The following is a 13,596-nucleotide window of genomic DNA, read 5'->3' as shown; positions in this document are numbered from 1 at the left end:
GCGTGCACACCGAACCGCCCCCTCTTTCCGCACTTCAGGCATGGCTTGATGCCTATGGCACGGTCGAGGATCGTTACGGGCATCTTCTGCTCGAACAGATTCAACCCATCGATCAGGCACTGATCGATGCATTGAAGCCGTATTTCGAGTCCGCGCACCTCGATGCCCGCGAACATTTCCATCAGCAGGTCGGGATCGACCTCCATCCCGATGCCACCGCTTCCGGCGCTCACGCCTGCTATCCTGATTGCCTCCCTATTGTGGCGCGCCGCGGCCTGTTCGGCGAGGTAATCGCAGGCCTCGTCACCCAAGCCTACGCTGACGAGCTGGTCGGCGAGCATCCCTGGTCGGTGCCGATCTTCCTCTTCCGCTTTCACGCCGATGTTGAAAGCTATCTGTGGGATCTACGGTACGATCCGAGCCGCAAGCGGCAGGTGTTCGGGCGCTTCGGCTCCGATTTTGTCGGCATCCGGCTCGACGCGACCGGCCGCGTCATCCGCGTAATAGTCGGTGAGGCCAAATGGCGTGCCTCACTGACCGACTCCGCAGTAGCCGCTTTGCTCCACGGCGAGAAGAACGCCACCTGCCCCACAACGGGTGAGAAGATCCACAATGGGCAGGGCATTTGGTTCGAGGTCAATCGCGACAGCGTCGTGCCAAAGGGACTTCGCCAGTTGCAACGCCTGCTTGAGCTGCGTGACCCGATCAATCACGCGAGTGCAATCGCTTCGATGGACGCTGCCATCACCGCGGCGACGCCAACGCTTGCCCGCACCAACCTCGTTGTCATCGCCGGCAACGCTGCCAAGAAGCGCGAGAAGCTCAGCGTGCTGGTGCCTTGGGAGCAACCACCCGCCGAGTATCAGTCTGGGCATGATCTTCAGGTCGTTGAGCTCATCCTCGAGGGCGGTGAGGCGCTGATCGACGGCCTCTACTCGTCGCTTTGGAAGGCCTGAGCCGTGGCGGACGAAGAGCGGCGGCTCGTGGCCGAACAGGTGCGCGATCGTCTCGCGATCGAAAACGCTTTGTCACGACCTCAAGCCCGCGCTTTCGTCCGCTGCCTCCAGGCGACCTGGCAGGTTCCGACGATCCAGTGGGCACTTGAGGAGTCGGAAGGTCAGCTCGGCGATGCCCGCCGGCTGCTCCATGCCGCCCACATCTTCCGGACGCTTGACGGACCGTCCTCACCCGACGCGATCGACTGCTATCGGCGTACGGGTGAGTTGCTCGAGTGGCTCGCGCGCGCCGACGATGGCTTGCGCAAGGTGGTGCCAATCGAACTCCTGGCGGCTGGCGCGTACCAGCTCGGTGGTCTGCCCGCGATGGCGGCCGGGCTACTTGCGCAGGCCACCTCGGACCAGAATGGGGTGCGCCTTCTGGCAGCGTTCCTGCGCGCCGACTTCGACGCCGTGATGGCGCAAGTCGCGGAATTCTGGAGCGACCATCCGCATCTCACCGGCACTGACCAAGGCACCTTGCTCGCCTCTGCCCTGCTTGAGGCCGAACAGGACGATGGCGACCGTATCACCTGGTACTTCACGATCGAGCTTGTCCGATGCGTTGGACTAGTCGCCGACTGCCTGCGTCGCGGCGACGATGTGCGCCTCGAGCGAGCGCTCGCCAAGCTGCACGCGCTCGATGAGATGGCGGCACGCACCTTCAGCGACGACGCGGCGCTTGTCTTATCGCTCATTCGCGACGTCGCTGATCGCTACAACACCGCCTCTATCTACAAGCCGCTACGTGCGCTCGCCACCTTGCGTCCTGAGCGGCTCGACACACTCAGCGCCTACGCGCGCGACCAGTTCAGCCGCGGTCGTGGCATCTTGTGGACCTCGCAACTACACGGCCTCGAGCGTTTACTGCAGGACGATTCCTTTGCGCTGTGTACGCCGACCGGCTCGGGAAAGACGCTCGTTGCCAACCTGGCGATCGTCAAGGAGCTGCTGCTGCGCGCCGAGCCTTCCATGATTGGTCCGCTCGCGCTCTACATCGTGCCATCCCGGGCGCTCGCTAACGAAGTTGAAGCCAAACTTACGTCCGAACTTGGCCGTGAATGCCTGATCACCGGGCTCTACGGCGGATCTGACTGGGGCGTCACCGACGCCTGGCTGACCACCGAGCGACCCGTCGTGCTGATCGCCACGGTCGAGAAGGCCGACGCATTAATGCGCTACCTCGGCCCGCTTCTGCTGGCGCGGCTCAAGCTCCTCATCCTCGACGAGGCGCATCAAGTCGTCCCCGACGCTAGTGAAAGCACCCGGGTTAGCTTCGCCGAGCATAGCAACCGGTCGATCCGACTGGAGGCATTGGTCGCGCGGATCGTCGCGAAACAGCCTGACATCGTGCGGATCGCGCTGACCGCGGTCGCCGGGGGCGCGGCGCAGCCGGTAGCGCGGTGGATCGAGGGACGCCCTGATGCCCAGGCAGTCGGGGTTCGATATCGAAGTACGCGGCAGGTGATTGGCGTCCTCGAGACGGCACCCAATCGTGCGGGCCGGGTGCTGCTCGACCTGATGAACGGGCGCCCGCTTTATCTACGGGGGCAAGACGATCCGGTATTCCTGCCGCTCCGCGTCGCTCCCATGCCGCAGCTGCCGTCACCGTGGCGCAACAGCCTCAACCGCTTCAATACGCTAAGCGTGCTGTGGACGGCGCTGCACCTCGTCGAGGAAGATCAGCGCATTCTCATCTCGGTGGCCCAAGAGCCAGAGCAGACGATGCGCTGGTACAAGGAAGCGCTCGAACTTGCCCCCTGGCGAGCAATCCTCCGATTCCAGCCGCCTGAGGGCACGCAGCGCGCGCGGTTCGATGAGGCGCGCGCAGCCTGCCTCGATTATTGTGGCAACGACAGCTTCGAGTTGTTCCTGCTCGATCGGGGGATCGCCACCAGTCACGGCCAGATGCCGCAACGATTGCGCCGACTCATGGTCGAGATGATCGACCAGCGTATCTGTCCTATCACGGTTGCCACCGCGACGCTGACAGAAGGGGTCAACCTGCCGTTCGATCTGATCTTCCTGACTTCGCTGAAGCGGCGCTCCTGGGATCCCGTCGCCGAGCAGCCGATCATTGCCCCGCTTGCGACCGCGGAGTTTCGTAATCTGGCAGGGCGAGCGGGACGCCCAGGCGCCTCGCGAGGGATCGAAGGCCTGACGCTCGTCGCGCTTCCAAGCCAGATCTCCACCACTGCGGCGGGATCACAGCGGACCCAGCGCCGGCAACTGGCCGACCTGAGCGCGGACTATGAGCGGCTGCGCGACGCGCTCGTGATCGAGGAGCGCGACGCCGATGCGGTGCCATCGCCGTTGGTTATGCTGCTGGAGCTGATCTGGGATCGCGCTTTCCGGTTGCTCGGAGTGTCGCCCGACGACTTCCTAAACTGGCTTGAGGTAACCGCTCCGGTCACCGTGAGCGGCGCCGCGGGTACCGGAGCGGTGGATCCGCTGGCACGCCTGGCTGACGCCATGGATGAGATCGACGGCCTAGCTCTCGCCATGATCGAGGAGTTCCAGCAATTCAGCGACGGCGATATGCCTCGTGCTGCCGTCGAAGCGCATCTTGTCAGCGTCTGGCAACGAACCTTCAGTGCTGCGGCAAGCGCGCAGGAGGCATGGCTCGAACAAGCATTTATTCGACGTGGTGTCGGGATCGTCACGCAGCTTTATCCTGATCGCGCCGAGCGCGGCCGCCTTTACCAGTTCGGCTTTACGCCCGTGATCGGGCGGCGGTTCGCCGCGATCGCACCTTCGGTCCATGCTGAGATCGCGGCCGCGGTCGACTATGGCATCCTCAGCCCGGCGCAACGCATCGACGTGTTCGAGCGGATTGGCGGATTGATAGAACAGGACCGGGGATACGGTTTTCGCGTGCGGCGGACCGACACCGATGAAGGTCTGCTCGAAAGATGGAACGACGTCCTCGGTTGGTGGCTGAACGAACCGGCTATTGCCTCGCCCCCAGCTGATCAGCTGCGTGCCTGGCAACGATTCGTAGCGGACAATCTCGAATACCGGCTGGGCATGGCACTCGGGGCGGTCGTGGCGCAGGCCTGGTCGAGCGGAGCAGCGGACGTTTTGACGATCCCGACGCTGAGCGACTGGAAAGAAACGACTGGCCTTCCCTGGTTCGGCTTTTGGGCGCGTGAGCTACTCCGGTGGGGCACCCATGATCCCCTTGTCGCCTTCTCGCTCTCACAAGGGCTCGCCAAGACGCGCGAGGAGGCGTCAGGCCGACGCCCTGCATTCGAGCAATGGCTGCGGTCGGTGAACCCCGCCCCCGTGCCTGACGACCACATCGATCCGCAGCGTTTTCTCGAGTGGCAGGAGACACTGCCGCGCACTGCCACGACGTCAACCGCAGTCTCGCGGTTTGCTGCGAACCTGACCGGCACCAACGGCCAGCGCGGCCGCTACGCCGTTATGCCTGTCCTCCGCGAGGACGGTGTCGCGTGGATTGACCCTGCCGGCTTTGAGCTCGCGGTCACCCCCGCCTCCCCGGGAACGCTGAAGCTTAGCCGGCGCGCGCGTGGCAGTGACTATGTGCTCGAAACGATCGGACCATCTCCAAGCGTCGTGCGGTCGTTCCGCCCCAGCTAGAGCTTGGTCTCAGCTGGTGCACTTAAGGTATACCGGCGAGGCGGCCGGTAGTGCTTAGAAGTCTGCGATCAGCCGTCCCCATCGTTGAAGATCCGGCCAGTAGAGCGCGCATGTTCCACCACCTTGCCATCGCCGTCACTGGCTTGCCGCGCGCAATAGCGTTTTACGACGCCGTACTGGGACTACCTGGGGTCACGACACGAAAGTGAGTTTTGCGTACGCTAGACGCGAACGGATGCCGAACGACCGGCTTTGGTGGAATGCGGACCGGCCGCATTCGAGAACGAAAGAAGCCCAACGATACGGTCTGGAGTGCAATATGACTTACCCAGGGACCGGATTAGGATCGCGAACGCGATAAGAAAAATGTCTTCGCGTCCGTCACATATAAATACGGCACGCCGACGCGATCCAGAAGGCGCAGCGAGCGTTCAAGGACGAGTAGGGGGCATCCGATCAAACCGAGACATCCGTTTCGCCTATGCCCATCTCGTCCATGGATTTCACAGCATCAGTGATCATCTCTTCGGTCAAGCATCCCCACTGTGCCTGGAAGGGCATAAGGATGAACTGAGCCTTTCCGCTATTCTCGCTCGTCGGCCCCAGCCGTTTGACCTTTTTGCCACCCGACTTCTTGCGAGTAACTTCCGCGTCGAACGCGCATGTCTCGCCGGCGCTGTTGCCGGAGATCAATGCCAGCGCCTCACCACGGTTGGGCGCTTCTGCCGCGTAGCCGCTTTTTGGTACGTCACTGCCATACGCGGTCCACGCTTCTGTGAGGAGGATCACGCCGTCTGCACGACACGCGGATGCGAACTTGGCCAACTCCCGCATCATCACATACCGACTTGCGCGGCTGGGATGCTCCGTGCCGACCGTTTCAACGGTCTTCGTCCCGCGAAGCAGGAACGCCATGCTGCGATGATAACCATCCTTGGCCATGACGACACGCGCATGTTCAAAGTATGCCTCCGCGACCTCGCGAAAGTTGGTGGCGTTTCTAAGCCGGGACCAGTCTGGGCTTACGCCATACCGCTTAAACGACTTCTTCCGCGCCTTGTTTGTGTCGATCATCATGGGGCGATTTCGAAGGCGGACTCCAACGGGCTTTCCGGTTGCTACAGATAGGTAGAGCGCCCGATCCATGGCTAGCTGCCCCATCGGCTCCGGCCGGGACTCCATGAGGCCGGGAGGCGCTGAAATGCAGTGACGCTGCAACAGGTCTGCAATCAGATCACAGAATTGGCCATCAACATGAGCTAGAGCTTCCAACACCTCCATGCCGGGGAGGGATGAGGCCACCCAGCGCCGCTCGATCAGGAGGGTCCCGTTCTCAATAACTTGGGGGACGCGATACTTCTTGGGGATACCTCGCCATATAGCGATTGGCGAAGCGAATAGCTCGCTGGGTGACCATTCGGTCGCAGGGCCGGGAAGGAAGCCCGCAATCAACTCGGCCCGGACCTGACTATGCGTCTCTAGATCACCCTGCTTTTCGATGGTGTTTCTCGCGTCTCGCGCCCACGTCATGATGTGATCGTTGCGCCACCGCTCCTGGTAAGACGTATACCAAGGTTCGAAGTCACGGAATGCCGCCTTGTTGCTCTGCAAGATGAAGGTGACGGTGCGCGAGGTCGTGATACATTGCTGAAGCATGAGGAAGAATTTGGTCGGCTCGAAATAGGCGTCCGCGGCCTCGTTCCAGAGCCGCCGCATGTCCAGCAGCCGCTTCATTACGTTGATGGCAGCTTCCACCGCCTGTTTTTCGAACTGTGACATCGAGACATGGTATGGGTGGGTGGCAGCGATGCCAACGCTTCGTGAGCCGACGAGACCGGAAAAAAGTGCTGACGTCTTCGGTGTATTGTGGAGAGTTTGACGCCAGTTCCCCTCGGTCGCGATCCCCGATTTGAGGGGAGGAGTTCTCCGCCGTGGTGTCATTCCGACAATCGACAGCAAGGCCGGGATCAGCGAAGCTCACTTGATGCCACCGGAAAGCCAATCTCGCGACAAGATCAGCGCGTCTATGCAGGCGTCGATCGATAACGCTCGTCGCCTTTACGAGGAGACGTATGACCTCGAATTCCGCACTCCAGCCGCCACCCGTTATTTCTTGCTGATAATCGCGCAGGAAGAGACCGCAAAAGCGTTCCTTCTCTATCTAGTTAGAGAGGGAACCGTGCCGCTGACCTCTGCAGTCCGGAAGGCAATCAACGACCACACATGTAAGCACTTGGTTGGCATAATCATGGAGTACATGATTATGCACTGGGAAGAGTACGAGGAACTGAAGGCCATCATGGCTCGCGACGCCGAACTAGGGGACCACTTTCCAGACGACATCGGCAGCGCGCTTGGTATCCTTCGATACGAGAAGATCGGCCGCTGGGCCGCCAAGCATTGGGTGTGGGCGGAGGATCCAAATTATAATCGCGAAGCGCTCAAGGTCGCGAACGGTAAACGGGACCGGCGAAAGCAGGACGCGCTTTACGTTCGGATCGGCACAACTGGGGAGCTAGCATCGACCCCAGCGACGATCACCGCAATTGAGGTGACGGCCGAATTAGAGCGAACGAGCAGGTATATCAGTTTCGCTGAAGCCCTGGCGAAGACTGAGGACAAGCATGCGTTCGACAAGAACCGTTTCGTGAAGGTCATGGGCGCGCTCAATCTGCTCTTCGACGAAAGCAATAGCAGCTCGCTGTAGCTTCGCGGCTCGATGAGCGCGGCGGGGTGTCTCCGCCGTGATCGTCTCACGAATGAGGCGAGAGCGGCCGTTGGCCGTCAAACGCTGGTATGCCGATCAGCGTCAGAGTGTCCGACAACGCACTGTTTTGACGGATTGCAGGACAAAATCGGCAGGCAACGGGTTTGCGGACACGTTCTGTTCGCTCCTAGCGTACGCAAAACTCACTTTCGTGTCGTGACCCCTACCTGGCTACGCCTGAAGCGCCGGTTAGAAGCCGTTGAACACGGCTACCCGGGCCACAGGCGTCACAGGCGTTCTCGGCGTCAATCGGGAAACGAGAATTATCCTTGCTGTCATTTTTTGGTAGGTAGGTTGGCGGCCTTGGGACGTGATATCCTGCTCGCATCATGCCCATCCTCGACCCGATCGCCTTCGAAGGCACGATCTCCTTACAACATCATTCCGCCCCGATCAGCTTTGAAGCTGGCATCGATGACGAGGGCGGGATTACGCTGAGCTTGGGCGACATTCGGCCAGCCCGGTCCGGGACCGCCTTCCACCCGCAAGGCGAACTGCTCCAGCCGCAGCTCGCCTGCTCACTTAACGGTCAATCTGTGGACGGCTGGCGGTTCTCCACCGAGGCGCTCTACGTCACCAGCTGGCGCCGGCCGCCCGATGACCGGGTCGAGCTCGAAGCCGACGCCACCCTGGCCACGTTCAGCCGGGATGCGCCGCCCGACCATCAAGACGTCCGCGCTTGGTATGTCCGCAAGCTTGGCACCATTCATGGTATCGAGCGGCAGACCAACCTTGGTCGACTGGTCTTCACCGGCCACGCCGAACGCCCGTCCCAGGTGCCCTCGGCTGTCATCGCCCTGCATGCCGGGGCGCAGGAGGTGCCAAGCTGGTGGGATGAGAGCGAGCGCTTCCTGATCCATCTATCGCGAGTCCTCTCGTTCGCGAGCGGTGTCTACGTGCTGCCAGTCTATGAGCTGTCGGTCCGCCACGGCGTGAAGACGTTGCGCGTCGTGAGGCGAAGCCCATCCCCTGCTCCCTACATGCCTCCATTCGATATGCTCTTCATGAATCAAATTTTCGCGACCGCGGTCGCGTCGTTCGACGAGCGACCCAACGTTGTCGAGCGGCTGGAGCCCGCCATCCGCTGGATGACTGCCGCTGTCTTCTACGAAGAGAGCCGGCTCATCAATGCGATGAGCGCGCTGGAAAGCATCCTTGCCCGCTCAGACCTGCCTAACCTCTTCATGACGCCTGACGCTTTTCGCGATCTTCGCGGACGCGTGCGTCGCTTTCTCCGCGCGGAGCGCGCGCCGTCGCGCATGGGCAGCAAGGCGGACGAGCTCAACCGCCGCCCGTTTCGCGAGAAAGTCGAGGAGCTACTGACCTCCCACGCGATCGTCACGAGCGACCTTCCTGTCGGCTGGCTGCGCGCCGTCACCGATGCTCGTAACGTAATTGTTCACACCGGGGTCGCCCCCGACCTGCCGGCCGCCGATGCGCGCCTGCTTGATCACATCGTCTGGGCGCGAGAGGTGGTGACGCGCATCGTGCTCGATGCGATCGGCTTTTCCGGCCAATATCAAAGCTGGCTGCACCGGTCAGAATATCTAAGCTTTCCCGGGTGTCGGCCAATGGCAGAAGTCGCTGCACAAGGCGCTGTTTGACGTCGGCGCGTGCTCGATCAGGGGCGATCATCGCTCTCGACCTGCTCGATTAGGCGCACAAGGCGCTCGCCGCTCTCGCAGAGCCAGTGATCCCGCTCCTCGCAATGTTTAAAAAGACGATCCAGCAGCGTTGCATCGGCCTCGAGCATCACGTCGCGACCATGCACGAAGCCGAGTTCAGCACGCAGACCGCGTGGTCGCTCCGCGAACACCACGCCATTATTCTCGCTCAGAAGAATTTGGTGGGTGCGCCGGTAAAACCAGTAGCTGGCCCGTACACGAGGTCGATGGATGCAGACGAACCGGCGGGGCCACGCATCGAGATCCTGCTCGCTCCACCCAGTGAACAGGTCGCCGACGTTCCACTTCCTCAGTTTCCGCCGTTCGTCCCTTCCAAGTAATCTCACCGCGCCCTCATCGTCGCGTCGCTGCAGCGCCGTGGCCGCTTCATCCCTATCCGTTTCGTTGGCGCGACCGTTTGTGAAGACAAAGCCGATCCCACGAAAGCGCGCCGGATCATCGGCCACCGTCTTCAGGAGCGACGGAACACCGTCGGCGATCGGGAATACCCGCTTGGGACCTCCCCCCCGTGGTCGCCGATCCCATGCCTCGGTAGCCCGAGCAAGCGCTGCCGGACCGAGCGTTTCGGAGCGCCGCCAGACTCGCCTGAACCAGGCAGCCGCGCGGGCATAGCCGTTCGTGTCAGGGGCAAGGAAAACTCCTGCCTCCACCAGGCCGGCGAGATCCCGGAAACCGATCCCGTTTTCCGACGCGTTTGCCGAGCAGATGATCGCGCCGCGATCCGAGATGTAAACCTTAGCATGCAAGCCGACGAGATGCTTCACCCTGCGGCTATTCGGCGCGCCCAGCGCGCGCAGCTCTTTCGGGTTGGTCGATCCCATCGAAAGGTCGCAGACAATCCGCGCATCGTTCGGCAGCCCTTCCGGTCCGAACAGATGCTCGACCGCCCCCGTTCCCCAGAAGGCCACGGCGCAGCGGACGCCGCAGCCGCGCAGTATGTCCGCGATGGCCGGGCCGAGCTTTTTGTCGTCAAGAAACGCAGCGGTCACAGCACCGGCCTTCCCTGCCCTCATCTAGTCCCGCCTGTCACGATCGATGTCGACCGTCATCACGATCGCGGCGGTGATCGGCGCACCCCGCGCGTAGAACAGCGCCCTGAGGTTCGGATCGGTAGTGTCGTCGAACAGTCTGCCCTCCCGGCAGCGCAGAACCTCGTCCGCGACGAAGCGCTCCAATCGCCAACCTCGCGTCGATCCCGGATCGCATACATCCAGCGGTTCGGGGAGCGTCAAATTGGCGACGCTCGGCGCTTGGCCACCGGGTAATTTCGCTATGGGGGAATGGACATCGGCCGAGCGGAGGACCCGACACCCGACCTCATTGGTCAGCTGGGTATTGGTGTCTGGCGGTGACGGGTAAAAGCCTTTGAACGGCAGGATCAACGGATTGTAGAGCCCATAATAGACTGGGATTTTGCGTTCGCGGATATAGGCGTCGATCCGGTCGACTTGGTCATGGCCTGCGTGGGTCGCATCATACGTGCTGCCCTCATCGAAGCCGAACGTTCGCTGCTGGTAGAACGGTCGCTGCGGGTCCGTTCGGTCTCCCAGACGACCGATCCCAATTACATAATCTTCGGGCTCTTCCTCCTCTGCCGGCAGCTCTTTGGAGTAAAGCCGCTTGGTCTGGAGCAACGCGACTTTCCGTTGCTCCAGATGCCCTCGACGTCGTAACATCACAATCAGCGCGATATCGGCGATCTCCCAACGCTGGTACATCCGCCTGTTGCCGAACCAATGGGTTTCGAGGTTGAGCGCGATCTGCTCGGCCGCAAAGAATGCCGCGGGCGCGGCGCTGAGTTCGGCGATGAGGATTGCGTCAAGCATGGGCTCGTGCATCGACGGATGATCGGTTAGGGCCCGCGAAACCTTGTCATTGGCCCGCGAGAACACCTCTCTGACATAGTCGATTACAATCTCAGGAATCGCACCAAAGCCGCTGCTCATGCCGTGTCGCTATCCCCTCAATCTGGTCGAGCTCGATCGAGGCCTTTCTGCCCCAATTCCCTCACGAACGACAAGGCTTCCCTGAAAGCATGCAAAATGCCTCCCTCGCCAGCTAGTAGCCGACCTCGGCAGGTTGCACCTCGGGAAAGCGTGCGATGATACGGCTAACCTGCGCGACGATCTCGATCGGTGTGCCGCGCTGAGTCAGGAGATAGTCGAGGCATTCGAGGATCGCCTTCAGCTTGTTGCGGGGCGCGGCTGGGATACCAGCGCGCCTGAGCCCCTGCGGCTGCTTCGGAAGGCTGCGATTAAACAGGCGGTCATGGTGCGCGCAGATATTGCGGATGTCGACGAGGCATTCGAGCCAATTGGTGAAGACTTGGGCGCTAGGCACACCGAACTGGGCTGCGATATGCGTGCGGAGCGATCCGTCTAGAGTCTTGAAGATACGGACCACACGACCGAAGGTTAGGAACTCCTTCATCGTCCATATTGGTGGCAGGATCGGGCTGGCGTATCGTTGACGGTAGTGCAGCGCCCGCTGGTCCTTGGTTTGGGCGTAGGCGGCGGTGAAGCTCTGCAGCGCTTCGAGATTGGCAGCCGCATCCCGGAACGCTGCCTGGGTAAAATAGGGGTGGCTGCCGTGACGATCGCTCAACGCCTCCGATATGGCGTTGCGCAGCAGCAGTTCGAACTGCCCCACCGCAGCAAAACAGACCTCCCGCAGCATCGCGTCGCATGCGTATAAACGCAGGATCTGCTGGTAGGTCGTTCCGACCTGAAAGGGCCGGTTGGCCACACCAACTTGGCGCCGGCTGAGGAAGTAGATACGGAGACGCTCATACCCAATGAGATCGATCTTGCGTGCAGCGACATTGGGGCGCGCGACGATCAAGCCCCTGCCGCGCAGGTGAGCAACTCGCTGAGCGGCCGTTGCATGCGGTTTGATGTAGGGAGTCAGCGTCATCTAAAAATGCGAAGGGCCGCCCTTTTGCACTCCCCGAAAGGACGTGTGGCGACCCGTGACCCAGTTGAGATAGCGTAAAGGGGGTGATTCTGCAAGAGGCTCGACCCATCTCGCGGGAGAATGCAATCCATTCGCGTGATGGGGGCCAAAAGACCCCCTGCCCTACCGTCAGGAAAATGAGAGCGAACGGGCATCGAGCCCATGCAATCTCATACTCAAACGTCCGACGTCCGACGTCCGATCGAGCGAACTTAGCTAGACCACGAACTATACGTCTTGCTGCAGTGCGCTATTGTCATCGTCTGACGGGACTAAGAGGATCAAGAAAACCATGCGAGAACATGATGGCGGTAAGATGGGTACCGATGCCGGCGCGCCAGAACTCATCAACATTGACATCGACGAACAGCGTGATCCAGCAATCGACCTTTGGGGTCTGCCAGCGACCGACGAGCCGCGGACCTTCTATTACGACGAAACCAACAACGACCGCACGATCCACCTTACCGACGATGGGTTCAACGTGCCTGACCCCAGACCATTCGTCCTAGGGGGCGTCGTCCATGGAGGAAGGGAAAAGCGCATCGATCTCACGGCCTTGCGCCGCTTGATGGGCATCCAGGTCAGCACCCCTGAAATCAAGTTCGAGATGGTCGCCAAGGGTGACTTTCCGACCATGCTCGGCTCTAAAAAGCTTGATCATTTCCTGACGTGGCTCACGGCCGAGGACTACCTAATTCACTTTCTGGCACTCGACCCGGTCTACTATTCCTATGTTGATATCATCGATTCGATGCCTCTGACCAAGGGCGTCGATCCCGGCGGTGTCTGGATATTGAAGAACGATCTCTACCGCGTGCTCCGCCGCGATCTTGACGTTACGCAAGACATTCTCCGTCGATTCGCCTACCCGGCGGTCGCTGGCGACGACATCAGGGAGTTTCTGACCGAGCTTATAGATCTTGTCGATCATGCCCACGACCTGATGGACGACTTTCATCGCATGATGTTGAAGGGGGTACTCCAGTCAGGTCGCTCCCTGGATAGGCTGCTCTTGCTCGATGAGACACCCAACATCATCATGCAGGACGTTCGCCAGATGTTCATCCACCGCATCTGCTTATTCAAAACGAGCCGGCACGTTCTTGACGAGGAAGATAAGATCAGCGCGATCCTAGAAAATTACCGCTTTGTGGAACGCAGCATCCCCGTCGACCTGTATCGGTTCGCTGATTCGAAGGCTGAGCCGGGTGTACAGCTATCCGATATTGTCGTCGGCCTGATCGGTGCCTGTCTGACGTGGCTGCGGGGGATCGAGATCGACGACATCGGGGCCATCAAAGCAGGGCTCAGTACCGCGCAGAACGCGAACCGTATGGCGCTCGCGTCCCTCGTCGAACGATCGATCGCCGTGACGGACGCTTTCGTGGTGAAGCTGCTGAGCCTAGACGACATGGCTCGCTTCGAGCTGTTCCTGGAATGATCGCGATGCGATGCGACAAGTGCGGCGCTAGGCGGAGGTGCAATTTCGTCTAGACCTTTGGTCAAACCTTGCGCACACATGACATCCAAGCGCTCGATTAGATGCATCTTTAGGGATCGTTTGCGGGACATCTATGTGGCTGCGATCCAC

At 61.0% G+C, this 13,596-nt stretch carries 9 protein-coding genes; 5 read left to right on the top strand and 4 right to left on the bottom strand.

Going from position 1 to position 13,596, the window contains the following annotated elements; all coding sequences use genetic code 11:
• The first annotated feature begins 2 nt into the window (after positions 1-2).
• Both AC1MLZ_RS23385 and AC1MLZ_RS23380 read left to right on the top strand, forming a co-directional pair.
• Complete coding sequence (locus tag AC1MLZ_RS23385; RefSeq protein ID WP_480962243.1) at positions 3-956, top strand: aminotransferase; 954 nt, start codon at positions 3-5, stop codon at positions 954-956.
• Positions 957-1,265: 309 nt separating this feature from the next.
• Positions 1,266-4,598: a DEAD/DEAH box helicase gene (locus AC1MLZ_RS23380; RefSeq protein WP_480962343.1), complete on the top strand. Its 3,333-nt coding sequence runs from the start codon at positions 1,266-1,268 to the stop codon at positions 4,596-4,598.
• A gap of 456 nt (positions 4,599-5,054) precedes the next feature.
• Here AC1MLZ_RS23380 and AC1MLZ_RS23375 read toward each other — a convergent pair whose 3' ends face one another.
• Positions 5,055-6,377: a hypothetical protein gene (locus AC1MLZ_RS23375; RefSeq protein ID WP_480962242.1), complete on the bottom strand. Its 1,323-nt coding sequence runs from the start codon at positions 6,375-6,377 to the stop codon at positions 5,055-5,057.
• A 205-nt stretch (positions 6,378-6,582) separates the two neighbouring features.
• Between AC1MLZ_RS23375 and AC1MLZ_RS23370 the strand changes: the two genes are divergently transcribed.
• Both AC1MLZ_RS23370 and AC1MLZ_RS23365 read left to right on the top strand, forming a co-directional pair.
• Complete coding sequence (locus tag AC1MLZ_RS23370) at positions 6,583-7,305, top strand: AbiV family abortive infection protein (protein ID WP_480962241.1); 723 nt, start codon at positions 6,583-6,585, stop codon at positions 7,303-7,305.
• 389 nt (positions 7,306-7,694) lie between these two features.
• Positions 7,695-8,969: a hypothetical protein gene (locus AC1MLZ_RS23365; protein ID WP_480962240.1), complete on the top strand. Its 1,275-nt coding sequence runs from the start codon at positions 7,695-7,697 to the stop codon at positions 8,967-8,969.
• A 17-nt stretch (positions 8,970-8,986) separates the two neighbouring features.
• Here AC1MLZ_RS23365 and AC1MLZ_RS23360 read toward each other — a convergent pair whose 3' ends face one another.
• The 3 genes from AC1MLZ_RS23360 to AC1MLZ_RS23350 form a co-directional block, all read right to left on the bottom strand.
• Positions 8,987-10,039: a phospholipase D family protein gene (locus AC1MLZ_RS23360; RefSeq protein WP_480962239.1), complete on the bottom strand. Its 1,053-nt coding sequence runs from the start codon at positions 10,037-10,039 to the stop codon at positions 8,987-8,989.
• A gap of 24 nt (positions 10,040-10,063) precedes the next feature.
• Positions 10,064-10,996 carry a hypothetical protein gene (locus tag AC1MLZ_RS23355; RefSeq protein WP_480962238.1) on the bottom strand — a complete coding sequence of 311 codons (933 nt, stop codon included), beginning with the start codon at positions 10,994-10,996 and terminating at the stop codon, positions 10,064-10,066.
• Between the two features lie 112 nt (positions 10,997-11,108).
• Positions 11,109-11,963 carry an Abi family protein gene (locus tag AC1MLZ_RS23350; protein WP_480962237.1) on the bottom strand — a complete coding sequence of 285 codons (855 nt, stop codon included), beginning with the start codon at positions 11,961-11,963 and terminating at the stop codon, positions 11,109-11,111.
• Positions 11,964-12,318: 355 nt separating this feature from the next.
• Here AC1MLZ_RS23350 and AC1MLZ_RS23345 point away from each other — a divergent pair, with 355 nt between their 5' ends.
• Complete coding sequence (locus AC1MLZ_RS23345; protein WP_480962236.1) at positions 12,319-13,446, top strand: DUF3800 domain-containing protein; 1,128 nt, start codon at positions 12,319-12,321, stop codon at positions 13,444-13,446.
• Positions 13,447-13,596: the final 150 nt, after the last annotated feature.

It is taken from the genome of Sphingomonas sp. PEI4, from assembly GCF_056679955.1.
This window is presented reverse-complemented; position numbering and strand designations above follow the sequence as displayed.

Bases quoted from the DNA above. Each gene is read 5' to 3' on its own strand.
- AC1MLZ_RS23375 (WP_480962242.1), bottom strand. From the start codon at position 6,377: ATGTCACAGTTCGAAAAACAGGCGGTGGAAGCTGCCATCAACGTAATG.
- AC1MLZ_RS23370 (WP_480962241.1), top strand. From the start codon at position 6,583: ATGCCACCGGAAAGCCAATCTCGCGACAAGATCAGCGCGTCTATGCAG.
- AC1MLZ_RS23365 (WP_480962240.1), top strand. From the start codon at position 7,695: ATGCCCATCCTCGACCCGATCGCCTTCGAAGGCACGATCTCCTTACAA.
- AC1MLZ_RS23355 (WP_480962238.1), bottom strand. From the start codon at position 10,996: ATGAGCAGCGGCTTTGGTGCGATTCCTGAGATTGTAATCGACTATGTC.
- AC1MLZ_RS23350 (WP_480962237.1), bottom strand. From the start codon at position 11,963: ATGACGCTGACTCCCTACATCAAACCGCATGCAACGGCCGCTCAGCGA.
- AC1MLZ_RS23345 (WP_480962236.1), top strand. From the start codon at position 12,319: ATGGGTACCGATGCCGGCGCGCCAGAACTCATCAACATTGACATCGAC.